Genomic DNA, 14,578 nt, shown 5'->3' with positions numbered 1-14,578 from the left:
GGCGCCGATCGGCGCGTCACCGATGCCGGATGCCCGACGCCTGGCGGATGATCCCGGCAGTCCGCGACCGCCAGGATGACCGGCATGACCGTCACCCCGATCGACCTGTTCGCGGCCCCCGTCCACCTGCGCCCCGGCGGCGAGATCCACGCCGGGAAACGCCCGCCTGAGACCGGCCAGGACGGCTGGACGCTGACGGCCTTCCACGCCAGGACCGACGTCGACGCCGGCCGCTGGGACGTCCACCCCGAGGGCGAGAAGATCGTGGTCTGCCTGATCGGGATGTTACGTCTCTACCTGCGCGCGGAGCCGGCGGAGGAAGAGATCCGGCTGACGGCCGGGACCGCCGCGATCGTCCCGCGCGGGCGCTGGCACCGCATCGAACTGGACACCCCGTGCGACATCATGGCCGTCACCCTTCCCGGCGGCCGATGAGCACGATCGGCCGTCACGCCGTCTTCCAGGTCGCCGCGGAGGACGTCCGCGGGCTCGGCCCGAGGCTGGTCGTGGCGATGGAGGCGCTTTCCCGCCGTTGGGGCATGGACGCATTCTCGATCGCGCGTCTTGAACGGAACGCTCGTACGAAGGCCTACAGCAGCGTGTCGATCGTGATCGGGACGGAGCGGATGCGTCTGCCCGTGGCGTGGAAGACGGCGTTGGCGATCGCGGCGGCCATGCCGACGAGCCCGATCTCGCCGACGCCCTTCACCCCGACCGGGTTGTAGGCGTCCGGAGCGCCGACGAAGGTCACGTCGAGGTCGGGGATGTCGGCGTTGACCGGTACGAGGTAGTCGCCCAGGGTGGGGTTGGCGATGCGGCCGGTGCCCGGGTCGGTGACCGTCTCCTCGTACAGCGCCATGCCGATCCCGCCGACCGTGCCGCCGATGATCTGGCTGGCGGCCAGCTTCTCGTTGAGGATCAGCCCGCCGTCGATCACCGACACGACCCGTGCCACGCGGAGCAGCCCCAGCTCGGGATCCACCCGGACCTCCACGAACCGCGCGCCGAACGGCCCCGCGGGCGCCATGCCCGACTCCTCCGCCGGGCGCGGCACGCTGTCGCCGTCCGCGCTCAGCTCGTCGAGGCCGTGCGCGGCCAGGATGGCGGTGTACGAGTCGCCCCGCCAGGGTTCGCCGGCCCGGTGGATCCGGCCGTCGGTGACGGTGACGTCGCCGGGCAGGCAGCCGGCCAGCGGTGAGACCGGGTCGGCGCCCGCCAGGTCGAGGAAGGCGCCCAGGAGGTTCCGGCAGGCCGCGTGCACGGCGTTGCCCAGCGCCGCGGTGAGGCCGGAGCCGCCCGCCTGGGGTCCCGGAGGCATGCCGGTGTCGCCGAGGCCGAACGTGACGCGCCCCGGCTCCAGGCCGAGCAGCTCCGCCGACAGCTGGGTCATGACGGTGTACGTGCCGGTCCCGATGTCGGTCACCGCGCTGCGCACGTACACCGTCCCGTCGCGGCGCACGGTCACCCTGGCCCGGCAGGGCGCCTGGTACCAGAAGTAGCTGACCCCGGCCAGGCCGTACCCGACGAGCCAGTCGCCCTCGCGCATGGAACCGGGATCGGGGTCGCGCCGGGCCCAGCCGAACCGGTCGGCGCCGACCTCGTAGCACGCGCGCAGCGCCTTGCTCGACCACGGCAGGCCGGAGCGCGGGTGCACCTCGGCGTAGTTGCGCAGCCGCAGCTCCAGCGGGTCGAGGCCGAGCGCGTAGGACAGCTCGTCCATCGCCGATTCGAGCGCGAAGTTGCCCTGGGCCTCGCCCGGCGCGCGCATCGAGCTGGTCCACGGGATGTTGAGCCGGACCTGCCGGTCCTTGGCGGAGACGTTCGGGCAGGCGTAGGCGGCCGTGGAGACGGACGCGCACGGCTCGATGTTGTCGCCTTCGATGGCGAGGCTCGACAGGCTCTCGTGCTCGATCGCGGTCAGCCGGCCGTCGCGGGTGGCGCCGAGCCGGACGCGCTGCGCGGTGGCCGGGCGGTGGCCGATGCCGGTGAACATCTCCGGGCGGGTCAGCTCCAGCTTGACCGGCCGCCGGGCCTGGCGGGCCGCCATCACGGCGAGCACCACGTGCGGCCAGACGCGCAGCCCCGCGCCGAAGCCGCCGCCGACGTACGGGGCGAGCACCCGCACTCCCTCCTCCGGCACGCCGAACATCCGCGCCAGCGCGGCCCGCACCTGGGTGGGCCACTGGGTGGAGTCGTGCACGGTGAGCAGGTCGCCGTCCCAGGCGGCCAGCGTGGTGAACAGGCCGAGCGGGTTGTTGGTGTTCTCGGCGGTGGTGTACGCGGCGTCCACCACGACGTCGGCCCGGGCGAGCCCGGCGGCCGGGTCGCCCCAGGAGGCGTCGCTGCCCCACGGGTCGGCCACCCGTTCCGCCCGCGGGTCGTCGAGGTCCAGCAGCGGCTCGGCCCGGTCGTAGCCGACTTCGACCCGCCGGGCCGCCGCCACCGCCCGCTCGGGTGTGTCCGCCACCACGACGGCGACGTACTGGCCGTAGTAGAGGATCCGGTCGTCCTGCAGCGGGGGCGGCGGCGTACGGAGCAGGGACTCCGGGCCGGTGCCCAGCCGCGGCGCGTTCAGGTGCGTGAGGACCGCCAGCACGCCCGGGGCGCTCTCAGCCGAGGCGGTGCCGAGCCGGGCGATCCGGCCGGCGGCGATCGTGGCCCGCACGACGGCCGCGTGGGCCATGCCGGGCAGGCTGAAGTCGTTCGGGTAGGGCGCCGCGCCGGTCACCTTGAGCGGGCCGTCCACCCGGTCGGCTCCGGCGCCGACGATCCGGGGACGTTCGACGGTCGTCATGACGCCACCCCCGCGACGGTGCGGAGCGCTCGTGTCAGCGTCCGCTTGGCCAGCTCCACCTTGAAAGCGGTGCCGGGCACGGTGAACGGGTCGCGCACGGCCGCCTCGGCCGCCTCCCGGAACGCGGCCGGGCCAGCCGGCGCGCCGCGCAGGACCTCCTCCGCCTCGCGGGCGCGCCACGGGACGGTGCCGACCCCGCCGAGCGCGACCCGCGCCTCCCGGATCACACCGCCGTCGAGCAGCAGGCTCACCCCGGCGGAGGCGAGCGCGAACTCGTACGAAGCCCGGTCGCGGACCTTCAGGTAGCCCGAGCGGGTGCCCTCCGGAGGCAGCGGGACGTCCACGGCGGTGATCAGTTCGCCGTGGCCGAGCACGTGCTCCACGTCGGGCGTACTTCCCGGGAGCCGGTAGAAGCCGGTGAGCGGGACGGTCCGCTCCCCCTCGGGCCCCTCGACGCGCACGACCGCGTCCAGCGCCACCAGCGGGACGGCCAGGTCGGAGGCGTGCGAGGCGATGCAGTGCTCGCTCGCGCCGAGGACGGCGTGCATGCGGGCGGCGCCGGTGAGCGCCGCGCAGCCGGTGCCGCGGCGGCGCTTGTTGCAGGCGGGCACGGACGGGTCGCGGAAGTAGCGGCAGCGGGTGCGCTGCAGCAGGTTGCCGCCGATGGTGGCCATGTTGCGGAGCTGGACCGAGGCGCCCAGCAGCAGCGCCTCGCGGACGAACGGCGCCCGCGCCGCCACGACCGGGTCGGCCGCCAGCTCCTCCATCGTGGTCAGCGCCCCCACCCGCAGCGTGCCGCCGTCGAGCCGGACGCCGCGCAGCGGGAGCCGGGTGATGTCCACCAGCCGGTCGGGCTCCAGCACGCCGTCCTTCATGAGGTCGAGCTGGGTCGTGCCGCCGGCCAGGTAGTCGGCTCCCGGGTCGGCGCTCACGGCGGCGACGGCCTGCCCCACCCCGGCCGCGCGGACGTAGGTGAACTCACGCATCGCGGGCGACCTCCCGGATGGCGGCGACGATGTTCGGGTAGGCGCCGCAGCGGCAGAGGTTGCCGCTCATGAACTCCCTGATGTCGGCGTCGGAACCCGCCCGCCCCTCGGCCAGCAGGCACACCGCCGACATGATCTGCCCGGACGTGCAGTAGCCGCACTGGAAGGCGTCGTGCCGCACGAACGCCTCCTGCACCGGGTGCAGCCGGTCCCCGGAGCCCAGCCCCTCGATCGTGGTGATCGCCCGGCCGTCGCACTGGGCGGCGAGCGTGAGACAGGACAGGATGCGCCTGCCGTCCGCGATCACCGTGCAGGCCCCGCAGGCGCCCTGGTCGCAGCCCTTCTTCGTGCCGGTCAGGCCGAGCCGGTCGCGGAGCGCGTCCAGCAGGGTGAGGCGGGCGTCGTCCAGGTCGAGCGGATAGTCCCTGCCGTTGACAGTCAGCGTGGTCATGTCCCCGAATCCCTCGCATAGCCGGGCATGTCGGGGGGAGTGTCTGTTTTCGTACGGTACCCGCGTCGTCGGGGGATGTCCCCGGCGGGCTCAGTCGTCGGTGAAGACGGGGAGCACGGGCGGGGTGAAACGGGCGCCGGCCTCCGGGTCGCCGGTCGACTGGGTGATCAGCAGCCGGGTCGTCTCCAGGAGGTGGTCGCGCATGGCCTCGGCCGCCCCCTGCTCGTCCCGGGCCTGGAGGCGTTCCAGGATGCGCTCGTGGACCCGCCAGATGTCCCAGAGGGTCCGGGTCTTCGTAGTGGACAGGCCGCGCGCGGCCATCTGGGCACGCATGGTCGCGACGGACTGGGTCACCCGTGTGTTGCCCGCGACCTCCAGGATCAGCTCGTGGAACAGCACGTCCTCTTCCTGGAACAGCCGCTCGTCCCCGACCTCGCAGGCCTGCCGCATCCGCTCCAGCGCCTTGGACAGCTGCGCCAGTCGCTCGTCGGTCATCAGCGGCGCGGCGCGGTAGGCCGAGGGGACTTCGAGCAGGTAGCGGAGCGTGTAGATCTCCTCGATGTCGCGCGTTGACACCTCCAGGATCCGGACGCCCCGGCTCCGCTCGAAGCGGACCACGCCGTGCGTGGCGAGCTGCAGCAGGGCCTCGCGGACGGGTGTTCGCGAGACTCCCAGCTGGGCCGCGATGTCCACCACGGAGTGGAGCGAGCCAGGGGCCAGCTCACCCGTGACGATGGCCCGGCGGATCGCCTCGTAGGTCTGGGCCGCCAGCGACGTCTGGTCCGTCGAGATCTGCTCCAATGGATATGGCTCCCGGTCAGTCGGTCCGCGCAGTGCCAGTACGCCCTGGTCGGCCGAGACGATATCAACTCAGAACGAAAGTGTGGCATGCAGCATGCTACGCCGCTGATCAGAGGAAAGACAGGTCTGCCCCCTGACTGGCCGGCAGGACCGTCTCCGCGTACAGCCTCCGCCAGCCCCGTTCAGGCAGCTCGGGCGGGGTGAACTCGGCCCGCCGGCGTTCCAGCTCGTCCTCGTCCACGAGCAGGTCGAGCCGGCGCGCGGCGACGTCCAGCCTGATGAGGTCGCCGTTGCGGACCAGCGCGATCGGCCCTCCGGCGGCGCTCTCCGGGTCGCAGTGCAGCACCACGGTGCCGTAGGAGGTGCCGCTCATCCGCGCGTCGGAGATCCGCACCATGTCCCTGACCCCGGTCTCGGCCAGCTTGGCGGGGATGGGCAGCGCGCCCGCCTCGGGCATGCCCGAGGCGATCGGCCCAGCGTTGCGCAGCACGAGGACGTGGTCGGGGGTGACGTCCAGGTCCGGGTCGTCCAGGATCCGCTGGGCGTCCTGGGCGGAGTCGATGACCAGGGCCGGTCCGGTGTGGTTCATCAGGTGCGGGCTCGCGGCGGCCGACTTGATGACCGCTCCGCCCGGGGCCAGCGTGCCGTGGAGCACCGCCAGGCTTCCCGCCTCGCCGAGCGGGTCGTCCAGCGGGCGGATCGTGGTCTGCCAGTCCTCGCGGGCGGGGCTGTCGGCGATCAGCTCGCTGAGTGGCCTGCCGGAGACGCCGACGGTCTCCTGCTCCAGTAGCGGCCCGAGGACCTTGAGCAGGGCGGGCACGCCGCCCGACCGGTGAAAGTCCTCCAGATATCCCGACCCGGCCGGCTTGCAGTCCACCAGGAGCGGCACGTCGGCGCCGATCACGTCGAAGTCCTTGAGCGTGAGCTCCACTCCGGCCCGCCGCGCGACGGCGACGAGGTGGATCAGCGCGTTCGTGGACCCGCTCATCGCCGCGAGCACCCGGATGGCGTTGCGGAAGGCGGCCGGGGTGAGGATGTCGCGGGGGACGGGGCCGCCCGACCGGGCGAGCTCGACGGCGCGGCGGCCGGTCTCGGTGCCGTGCCGCAGGCGGGCGCCGGTGGCGGCCGGAGGGGTGGCGCCGCCGGGCAGCATCATGCCGAGGGTCTCGGTGAGGCAGGCCATCGTGGAGGCGGTGCCCATGACGGCGCAGGTGCCCGCGGTCGACACCAGTTCGTTGCGGACGCTGGTGATCTCGGTGGTGTCGAGCTCGCCGCCGCGGTGCCTGCCCCAGAAGCGCCGGCAGTCGGTGCAGGCGCCCAGCCGCTCGCCCTTCCAGCTGCCAGTCATCATCGGCCCGACCACTTCGAGCAGGACCGGCTTGTCGGAGGAGGCGGCGGCCATGAGCTGGGCCGGCACCGTCTTGTCGCACCCGCCGAGGAGGATCGCGGCGTCCATCGGCAGGGCGCGGATCATCTCCTCGGTGTCCATCGCCAGCAGGTTGCGGAACAGCATCGTCGTCGGGGAGGTCAGGATCTCCCCGAGCGAGATGGTCGGGAAGTCCATGGGCAGGCCGCCGGCCTCCAGGACGCCCCGCCTGACGGCCTTCAGCAGAGCCGGCATGTCGCGGTGGCAGGTGTTGTAGTCGGACTTGGTCACCGCGATGCCGATGATCGGCTTGTCGAGCGCGTCGTCGTCGTATCCGCTGGAGGCCAGGAAGGCACGCCTTAGATAGGTGCTGAAACCGTCATCGCCGTAGGACGTATGGTTCCGGTCGATGGCCGATTCAGTCGGTCGGGCGGGCATGGGACCTCCGGGGTCGGGCTGGTGGGGAAGATGAGGGCCGGCGGTGTCACGGGCGGAACGGCATGGCCAGCGGGCGCATGGGGGCACCGGTCGCGCCGCGCAGCTTCATGGCGGCGGCGACGAAGGCGAATTCGTAGAGCCGTTGGGCCGCGATCTGCTCGCAGTCGACGACCTCCATGATGGGGACGCCCGCCTCCCCCAGCAGATAGGTGTGGACGACCTGCCAGTTCTCCTCGTCCGCGGCGGGCATCTGTTCCAGGGCGAGGGTGTCGCCGCCGATGACGGACGCGCCCATCCGGGCGAGGAACCGGGCTCCCTCCAGGTTCAGTCCCGGGCTGTTGTCGATGTAGGCGTCGATCTCGGGCCAGGCGCGCATCCGGCCGGTGCGGATCAGCGCCACGTCGCCAGGCCGGAACTCGACGTTCTGCCGGCGCATGGCCTCGCGCAGGTCGTCCTCGCCGATCCCGTAGTTGTCGGGAAGGATGTCGGTGTCGTGCAGCGCCGCGATGTCGAACAGCACGCCGCGGGCGATGAGGGGGGGCATCTTGTCGGCGCCGCACTTGGTCCAGTGCCGGGAGGTGATGTGGTCCTCGGCGGAGAAGCCGTTCCAGATCTTGCCGTTGTAGCCGAAGTGGTTGAGGGTGTCGATGTGGGTGCCGCAGTGGGTGTACATCGAGATCGCGTCACCCGAGTAGGAGACCAGCTCGTTCTGCGCCCGACCCTTGCCGGTAAGGTCGTCGAGAATCGTACCGGCGGGGGTGTGCGTCATCCACTGCTGGAAGTTCGGGTCGCCGGCCTTGGTCCATGAGGGCATGCCGACGAAGTAGTCGACCGACAGGTCGATGACGCTGCCGCCGTCGGCCCGGCTCAGCACGTCACGCGAGATCTCGGGCGTGATGAGGTTGAGCATGCCGATCTCGTCGTCGGGGCCGAAGGGGCTGCGGGTGACCTCGCGGAACTCCGCGCAGTACGCCGCGATCTTGTTCCTGGTCTCCTCGCTGATGAGCGCAGGTCCACACATGGTGTTGTCAGCCTTCCTGTGCGATCCGGTCAATGGCCCGGAGCCATCGGGCGGGTGAGCTCGCCGTACATCTCGGGGCGGCGCCCGGCGAACACGGGCAGCTCGAACTCGCCCGGCTTCCTGATGAGCCGCTTGGTGCGGGCGGCCTGGACGTCGATCGCCGCCCAGAACAGCCCTTCGTCCTGGCCCGCGTCGGCCAGCACCTCGCCGGTGGGGGCGATGATCTGGCTGCGGCCCATGAAGCGGGTGCCGGCCTCGGAGTCGGCGCGGTCGGCGACCGCGAGGTAGACGAGGTTCTCCAGCGCGCGCACCCGCGTCATGTGGTCGGCCAGCATGTCCGAGCCCATCGGCCAGTTGGTGGGCATGGCGATGAGGTCGGCGCCCTGGAGGGCGAGCTCGCGGGCCGATTCGGGGAAGCGCAAGTCGAAGCAGATCATCACCCCGACGCGGCCGAAGGGGGTGTCGGCCACCCGGGGCGCTCCGTCGGCGCCCGGGTCGACGAACCGGTCCGCGCCGAGGTAGGGCAGGTGCTGCTTACGGTAACGGCCGAGGACGCCGGTGGGCCCGAGCACCAGGGCCGAGTTGTAGACCTGCTCGCCCGCGTCCTCCAGCAGGCCCACCACCGCGTGCACGGAGTGCTCCGCGCAGGCTCGTACGATGCGGCCGATCCTGGCGTCAGCCGAGCTGATCGCGGCGGCGCGCGTCTCGGCGCGGGAGCCGAACAGGTAGCCGGTGAGCACGCACTCGGGGAAGACCACGAGCTGGTGCCCGCTCGCCGCGGCGGCCCGCAGGGTCTCGATGACCCGGTCGACGTTCGCGTCCACATCCGTCCGGTCGACGCTGATCTGAGCGACCCCGACCTGGACGCCGCTCGCGGTAGGTGAGCAGGTCAAAACGTGCCATCCCTTATGTCCGGTGGTGGGTGAATTACCCGGCAGAGTGGCATGCTGCATGCTGCACGTCAAGTCATTGACATGCTGCACGCTGCATGCAAGTGTAGCCCCCCAGAATCGGACATTCCGTGGGAGAGGGGCTCAGTTGTGCCCGAAATAGTGATCGTCAGCGGCGCCGGAGGCGGCATTGGCGCCGCGACAGCGCGCGAGTGCGCGGCTGCCGGCGCGTCCGTCCTCCTGACGGATCAGCGCGCCGACCGCGTGGAAGAGCTCGCCGCCGAACTCCGGTCCAGCGGACACGACGCTCTGGCACTCGGACTGGACGTCACCGACGAGGACGCCGTCGCCGAGGCCGTCAAGACGGCCGTCGACCGATGGGGCCGCATCGACGGCCTGGTCAACTGCGCCGCCACGATCGTGGCGAAACCGCTGGTCGACACCACCTTGGACGACTGGAACCGGGTCATGACGGTCAACGCGACCGGGACCTTCCTGCTGTGCAAGCACGTGGTGAGCGCGATGCTCGCCCAGGGGACGCCTGGGTCGATCGTCAACCTCTCCTCGATCTCCGGCAGGGTCGGCCTGCCCGGCCAGTCCGCCTACTGCGCCTCCAAGGGAGCGGTGTTGCAGCTGTCCCGCCAGATCGCTGTCGACTACGCCGCCGCGGGGATCCGGTGCAACGTGGTCAGCCCCGGATCGGTCGTCACCGAGCAGCTGGCCACCTACCTCGGGTCCCAGCCGGACCCCGAGGCCGCCCGGCAGCGGCTCGTCGCCGGTCACCCGATCGCCCGCCTGGCGGACCCCCACGAGGTGGCCAAGGTGGTCGCCTTCCTGCTGAGCCCCGCCGCCAGCTTCGTCACCGGCGCGGACATGGCCGTGGACGGCGGCTACACCGCCATCTGACCGCCCCGCGGTCCCCCGCAGATTTCCAGGAAGGTACTCGTAAATGTCTCGGCGAACGTCCTTGCCCCCGGCCGAGCACGCCGGACCTGGCGGACTGCTCGACCTGCGGCGTCTGAAGGCCAGTCGCTTCACCTCCATCTGGCTGATCACGCTGCTGCTCTTCGCCGCCAGCCCACTCATCTCGCCCGGCAGCCTGTCCGCCTCCGCGGTGCTGTCCATGCTTCCGTTCGCGGCGGTGATGGCGATCGCCGCGCTCGGGCAGACCCTCGTCGTCGCCCACGGCGGCATCGACCTGTCGGTGCCCGGCGGGATGGCGCTGGCCGCGGTGCTCGCCACCAAGCTGCCCGCCGGGTCGGGAGTCCCGGTCTGGGCGGCCGTCGGGCTCGCGCTGGTCGCGGGGGCGCTGGGCGGCCTGGTCATCGGTTTCGCCGTGGTCCGGCTGTCCATCGCGGCGTTCGTGGCGTCGCTGGCGGTCAACTCCATCCTCATCGGCGTCGTCCTGCAGGTCTCCAGCGGCTTCCCTGCCTCGGCCAGCCCCGCACTGAGCGCGTTCGCGGTCGGGTCGGTCGCCGGCATCCCGAACCTGCTGCTGGTCGCGGTCGTGGTGGTCGGGCTCGCGCACTGGACCGTCCGGCACACGGTGCTCGGCCGGCGGTTCATCGCCGTCGGCGCCGGGCGACCAGCCGCGCGGCTGCTCGGCCTGCCCACCGGCGCCTACGAGATGGGCGCGTACGTGGCGGCGGGCATCTGCTACGCGCTGGCCGGAGTCCTGCTCGCCGGCTACCTGCGGACCCCGGACATCCTGCTCGGCAACACCTACCTGCTCCCGACCATCGCGGCGGTCGTGCTCGGCGGAAGCCTGCTGTCCGGCGGCATCACCAACCTGGCCGCCACCGCCGTCGCCGCGCTCTTCCTCACCCAGCTGGACCAGGTGGTCCTCGCCGCCGGCGCGTCCACCGCCACCCAGCTGCTCGTCCAGGCGGTCGTCCTCGCGCTGAGCGTGGTGGCCCGCGGCGTGTCCTGGGGCTCGCTTCGTACGCGACTGAGATCTCGCGCCCCCGACCCCGCGTGACCGCCGCGCGGCGAGGCTCCGCCCCCAGAGGCCCTGCCTATCAGTAACCCCCAGACAGGAGAACCCCCATGAAGTCCACCAGAGCCCGGCTCCGGGCCCGCGGCACGGCCGCGTTCCTGGCCCTCGCCCTCGGTGTGACGGCCTGCGCCGGCGGGCCGGGCACGCCGGAAAGTGGCACCGCGAGTGCTGTCGAGGCCGTCTACGACAACGAAGCCAAGATCGGTGACGTTTCCCAGCTCCGTCCCATGTCCGACTTCTGCGGCACCAAGCCGGTGAAGGTCGCGCTCGCGGACGGCACTGGCGACAACGCCTTCCGCAAGACGGCCCGCGCCGAGTTCGAGGACGAGGCGAGCAAGTGCCCGAACATCACCGTGCTGCCCTACGCCGACGGCCAGAACAACCCGCAGAAGGCGATCAGTGACATCAAGGCCCTGGTCGCGCAGGGTGTGGACGCCCTCGTGGTCTTCCCCGACGCGGGCGAGGCGCTGCTGCCGACGCTGCGTGAGGCGTACAAGGCGGGCGTGCAAGTGGTGCCGTGGACGGCGAACCCCGGCGGCAAGCCCGGCGAGGACTACACCACGTTCGTCGGCCACAACACCGTCAACGACGGGGTGACCTGGACCCGCTGGATGTGCGAGGCGCTCGGCGAGGAGGGCGGCAACGTCGTCTTCCTCGGCGGCACCCCGGGCAACACGCAGAGCATCACCGAGATGATCGGCATCGAGAAGGAGCTCAAGGAGAACTCCGACTGCGCGAACGTCAAGCTCCTGAACGAGCCGGGCAAGCCGATCGACACCAACTGGAACCCCGCCCAGATGCAGAAGGTCGTGGCCGGGCTGCTCACCAAGTACCCGACCATCGACGGCGTCATCACCGACTCGGGCGACGCGTCCCTGGGCGGCATCCGCGCCTTCCTCCAGGCCGGCCGGCCGCTGCCGAAATGGACCGCCAACGACAACAACGGCTTCGCGTGCACGTGGAAGGAGCACGCGGAGAAGCACCCGACCTTCCAGGCCGTGACCGTGTCGGCGCGTACCTGGATCATCCGTCTCGCGCTGCGCAAGGCCGTCGCCGCGTTCCAGGGGATCGAGAACGACGAGCCGGAGATCATCAACATCCCGATTTTCGAGGACACGCTCGACGAGAGCAAGCCCATGAAGTGTGACCCAGACCTTCCCGCCAGCGCTGTCCTGTCCTCCGAGCTCACGCCGGAGCAGCTCAAGCAGGCCTACAGCTGATCGCTTGTCGTCTTCCGCCGGGCGTACGCCCGGCGGAAGCGATGAGCCGAGTGAGGAGTGATCCTTCGCATGGTCGATTCGACAGCGGGCCTGGTGCTCCGCGGAGTGACCAAGCGCTTCCCAGGCGTCGTCGCGCTCGACGCGGTCGACTTCGAAGTGCGCCCCGGCGAGATTCATGCCCTGGTGGGAGGTAACGGCGCCGGGAAGTCCACGCTCATGGCGGTGGCGTCAGGGGCGCTGGTGCCCGACGCGGGCACCGTCGAGATCGCGGGCGAGCCGATGCGGCAGTCGTCCCCGATCGCCGCCCGGGAGCAGGGCCTCGCCATCGCCTTCCAGCATCCGGCGATTCTCCCCGACCTCACGGTCACTGAGAACCTGCTGCTGAGCGTGCCGGAGCGGCTGCGGCCGTCGTTCGGCGAGGCCCAGGAGTGGGCCCGGGAACGGCTGCGCCCGATGGGGATGGACATCGACCCCGCCGCCGTGGCCGGGCGGCTGACCCTGGCCGAGAAGCAGGCGCTAGAGATCTGCGGGGCCCTGGCCTGCGATCCCAAGGTCCTGATCCTGGACGAGCCGACCGAGCCGTTCATGGCGGCCGAGATCGAACGGCTTTTCGAGGAGATGCGCAAGGCCGCCGCCGGCGGCATGGCCGTGGTCTACATCAGCCACCGGCTCCCCGACGTGATGTCCCTGGCGGACCGTCTCACCGTGCTCCGCGACGGGCAGATCCGCGGCACCTTCCTCGCCTCGGAAGTGACCGAGGAGGAGATCGTCACCCGCATCGCGGGCCGCGAGATCGACGCGCTGTTCCCGCCGCGCCCCTCCTCGGTCGGCGACATCGTGATGGAGGTCCGCGACCTGCGCTCGGACCGGCTCCGGGGGATCACCACCACCCTCTCCCGCAACGAGGTCCTCGGCCTAGCCGGCGTGGAAGGCAACGGGCAGCGCGAGTTCATCCGCGCTCTCGGCGGCGCCGACCCGGTCACCGGCGGCACCGTCACCGTCGACGGCCAGCCCGTGGATCTCCGCAGCCCCCGGCGTGCCCGCCGGGCAGGCGTGGTGCTCATGCCCCAGGAACGGCACATCGAAGGCGTCGCGACCAAGCTCTCGGTCAAGGAGAACCTCGGCGTCGCCGCCACGGACCAGACCGCGACCGCCGGAGTGGTCAAGGGATCGGCCGAGAACACGCTGGTGGCCGAGGAGATCAAGCAGCTCGGCATCAAGGCGGCCTCGCCCGACTCCGCGGTGGAGCACTTGTCGGGAGGCAACCAGCAGAAGGTGGTGCTCGGCCGGTCGCTGCTGTCGGAGCCCAAGGTGCTGCTCTGCGACGAGCCCACCCAGGGCATCGACGTCGGCGTACGGTCCGACATCTATCACCGGCTCCGCGCCACCGCCGAGTCGGGGACGCCGGTGGTCGTGCTCAGCTCCGACAACGTCGAGCTCGCCGGGCTGTGCGACCGGGTGCTAGTGTTCTCCCGCGGGCGGGTCGTCCGCGAGTTGACCGGCGACGAGATCACCGAGCACGCCATCACCGAGGCGTCGCTGACCGCGGCGAACTCCGGCCAGGGCCCGGCGTCGGCCCCGTCGGCCCGGCGCGCGGGCCCGTTCGACAAATTCCGCCGCCTGCTCTCCAGTGAGCAGGCGCCCAGCGTGTTCCTCGCGACGGCGATCGTGCTGCTGGCCCTGGTGAGCGCGACCAGGAGCGACCGCTTCCTGTCCGAGTTCAACATCGCCAGCATGCTGGGCCTGGCGGGGCCCGTGCTCTTCCTCGCCGCCGGGCAGCTCATCGTCATGCTCACCGGCGGCATCGACCTGTCCGTCGGCCCGCTGAGCGGAACCCTCGTGGTCATCGCCTCGTTCTACGTCCTCGACGGGTACGGGGCGGGGTGGTGGATCCTCGGGCTGGTGCTGATGATCCTCGCGGCGGCGGCCGTGGGCGTGAGCAACGGCATGATGGTCAGATACGCGCGGGTGACACCGGTGGTGGCCACCTTGGTCACCTATACCGCGCTCCAGGGGTTCTCCCTGGTCATGCGGGACTCGCCCGGCGGCACGATCTCCAGCGCCGTCACCGAGGCCCTCGGGGCGCGCATCGGCCCGATCCCCTACGCGGTGATCGCCGGCGCGGCCGTCCTCATCCTGCTGGAGGTGATGTCCCGGCGTTCGATGATGGGGCTCCGGCTGCGGGGCACCGGCTCCTCCGAGCAGGCCGCGCGGAACCGGGGCATCCCGGTGGCCCGCGTCCACCTCGTCGTCTACATCGCCAGCGCGCTGCTCACCATGCTCGGCGCGCTGCTGCTGATGGCGCAGATCGGCGTGGGCGACCCCACCGCGGGCGTCAGCTACACGATGGCCAGCATCACCGCCGTCGTGCTCGGCGGGGCCTCGATCTTCGGCGGCCGGGGCAGCTTCATCGGCGTCCTGTTCGGCGTCGTACTCCTGCAGCTCATCCAGAACACCACGGTGTTCCTCGGGATGTCACAGGCGTGGCAGTACTGGATGCTCGGCCTGATGGCGCTGGCCGCGACGGCCGTCTACTCGCAGGTCCGCGTGGCCCGGGCGGCGTAAGGAGGATCTCCTCCCGCGAGGGTGACCTGCTTCTGGTGTGACCTTGGAAA

General features: G+C 71.6%; 12 protein-coding genes. 5 read left to right on the top strand and 7 right to left on the bottom strand.

The features are described 5' to 3' along the window. Positions 1-84 precede the first annotated feature (84 nt). The gene (locus AB0J42_RS24455; RefSeq protein WP_364298142.1) at positions 85-435 is read left to right on the top strand and encodes a cupin; all 351 of its coding nucleotides are present in this window, start codon (positions 85-87) and stop codon (positions 433-435) included. Between the two features lie 154 nt (positions 436-589). On the opposite strand, the gene AB0J42_RS24450 is transcribed toward AB0J42_RS24455, so the two are convergent. From AB0J42_RS24450 to AB0J42_RS24420, 7 genes are all read right to left on the bottom strand, one after another. Beyond that, positions 590-2,794 carry a xanthine dehydrogenase family protein molybdopterin-binding subunit gene (locus AB0J42_RS24450; protein ID WP_364298140.1) on the bottom strand — a complete coding sequence of 735 codons (2,205 nt, stop codon included), beginning with the start codon at positions 2,792-2,794 and terminating at the stop codon, positions 590-592. Next, positions 2,791-3,780 (bottom strand): xanthine dehydrogenase family protein subunit M, encoded by a 990-nt coding sequence (locus AB0J42_RS24445; RefSeq protein ID WP_364298138.1) that lies wholly within the window; start codon positions 3,778-3,780, stop codon positions 2,791-2,793. Before AB0J42_RS24445 ends, AB0J42_RS24450 begins: the two co-directional genes overlap by 4 nt. Beyond that, positions 3,773-4,231 carry a (2Fe-2S)-binding protein gene (locus AB0J42_RS24440; protein WP_364298136.1) on the bottom strand — a complete coding sequence of 153 codons (459 nt, stop codon included), beginning with the start codon at positions 4,229-4,231 and terminating at the stop codon, positions 3,773-3,775. Before AB0J42_RS24440 ends, AB0J42_RS24445 begins: the two co-directional genes overlap by 8 nt. Before the next feature lie 90 nt (positions 4,232-4,321). Then, positions 4,322-5,032, bottom strand: coding sequence for a GntR family transcriptional regulator (locus tag AB0J42_RS24435; RefSeq protein ID WP_364298134.1), 711 nt, complete (start codon positions 5,030-5,032; stop codon positions 4,322-4,324). Positions 5,033-5,141: 109 nt separating this feature from the next. Continuing rightward, the gene (locus AB0J42_RS24430) at positions 5,142-6,836 is read right to left on the bottom strand and encodes a dihydroxy-acid dehydratase (RefSeq protein WP_364298132.1); all 1,695 of its coding nucleotides are present in this window, start codon (positions 6,834-6,836) and stop codon (positions 5,142-5,144) included. A 46-nt stretch (positions 6,837-6,882) separates the two neighbouring features. Then, positions 6,883-7,857: a cyclase family protein gene (locus AB0J42_RS24425; RefSeq protein WP_364298130.1), complete on the bottom strand. Its 975-nt coding sequence runs from the start codon at positions 7,855-7,857 to the stop codon at positions 6,883-6,885. Between the two features lie 29 nt (positions 7,858-7,886). Further along, entirely contained in the window at positions 7,887-8,750 is an 864-nt protein-coding gene (locus AB0J42_RS24420) for a carbon-nitrogen hydrolase family protein (protein WP_364298128.1), read from the bottom strand. A 147-nt stretch (positions 8,751-8,897) separates the two neighbouring features. On the opposite strand from AB0J42_RS24420, the gene AB0J42_RS24415 reads away from it, so the two are divergent. The 4 genes from AB0J42_RS24415 (at position 8,898) to AB0J42_RS24400 (ending at position 14,528) form a co-directional block, all read left to right on the top strand. Beyond that, positions 8,898-9,653 (top strand): SDR family oxidoreductase, encoded by a 756-nt coding sequence (locus AB0J42_RS24415; RefSeq protein WP_364298126.1) that lies wholly within the window; start codon positions 8,898-8,900, stop codon positions 9,651-9,653. A gap of 43 nt (positions 9,654-9,696) precedes the next feature. After that, on the top strand, positions 9,697-10,725 hold the full coding sequence (locus tag AB0J42_RS24410; RefSeq protein WP_364298124.1) for an ABC transporter permease: 1,029 nt from the start codon (positions 9,697-9,699) through the stop codon (positions 10,723-10,725). A 68-nt stretch (positions 10,726-10,793) separates the two neighbouring features. Then, a complete protein-coding gene (locus tag AB0J42_RS24405; RefSeq protein WP_364298122.1) occupies positions 10,794-11,963 on the top strand; it encodes a substrate-binding domain-containing protein in 1,170 nt (389 codons plus the stop codon). Positions 11,964-12,032: 69 nt separating this feature from the next. Next, complete coding sequence (locus AB0J42_RS24400) at positions 12,033-14,528, top strand: ATP-binding cassette domain-containing protein (RefSeq protein WP_364298120.1); 2,496 nt, start codon at positions 12,033-12,035, stop codon at positions 14,526-14,528. The last annotated feature ends 50 nt before the right edge of the window (positions 14,529-14,578 follow it).

It is taken from the genome of Nonomuraea sp. NPDC049649 (assembly GCF_040675175.1).
Taxonomy (GTDB): domain Bacteria; phylum Actinomycetota; class Actinomycetes; order Streptosporangiales; family Streptosporangiaceae; genus Nonomuraea.
Note: the sequence above shows the minus strand (reverse complement) of the source record. Positions and strands in the feature narration are given on the sequence as shown.